The organism is Brevundimonas sp. (assembly GCF_046293315.1).
GTDB lineage: Bacteria > Pseudomonadota > Alphaproteobacteria > Caulobacterales > Caulobacteraceae > Brevundimonas.
This window is the reverse complement of record NZ_JBKBPF010000106.1, coordinates 1-551: the sequence shown is the minus strand read 5'-3', so window position 1 is coordinate 551 and position 551 is coordinate 1. Positions and strand designations below refer to the sequence as shown.

General features: G+C 74.8%; 1 protein-coding gene. It reads right to left on the bottom strand.

Annotation, left to right across the window (positions count from 1 at the left end; genetic code table 11):
- A partial coding sequence (locus ACK4SE_RS14260) for a serine hydrolase (RefSeq protein ID WP_409694040.1) occupies positions 1–551 on the bottom strand: 551 nt, incomplete at both ends.

Here is a 551-nt window from a genome sequence, read left to right as displayed (position 1 = left end):
AGGCCGGCCAGAGGATCAGCCCCGCCGCGACCCCGCCAACCACGAGCCGCAGCGCGGGTGCGGGACGGCTGCCGCGGAAGGCCCGCCAGAACGCCAGCCCCGCCGTCGCGAACGCCAGCGCGATCGCAATGCGCGCCGCCTGTTCCGCCAGCAGGATGCGCGCCATGCCGACCGGTTCGACCCCGAGACCCTCCGACCAGTCGCGCAGGATGGCGGCAAAGAGCGGCCAGGCGCGCTGGCTGTTCGACAGCAGCACGATGCCCGCGCCGGTCTCGGGCACCAGGTGCATGTGGCTCATCCAGCCGTAGCCCTGGCCGCCGTGCCAGACCGCGCGCCGCCCGTCCGAGAGCGTTTCGGTGAAATGCCCCGGCCCGTAGCCTTCGGCCACGAGGCCGAAGAGGCCGCCCACGGCGACGGCGGGGCGGTGCAGCGCGGCCACGCCATCGGCTGTCAGGACGTCCTGCCGTGCCCCGGCCATGCCCGCCGCGGCGAAGCGCGCCATGTCGGCCGCGGTGGCGAGCAGCCCGCCCGAGGCATGAGAGGGATAGACA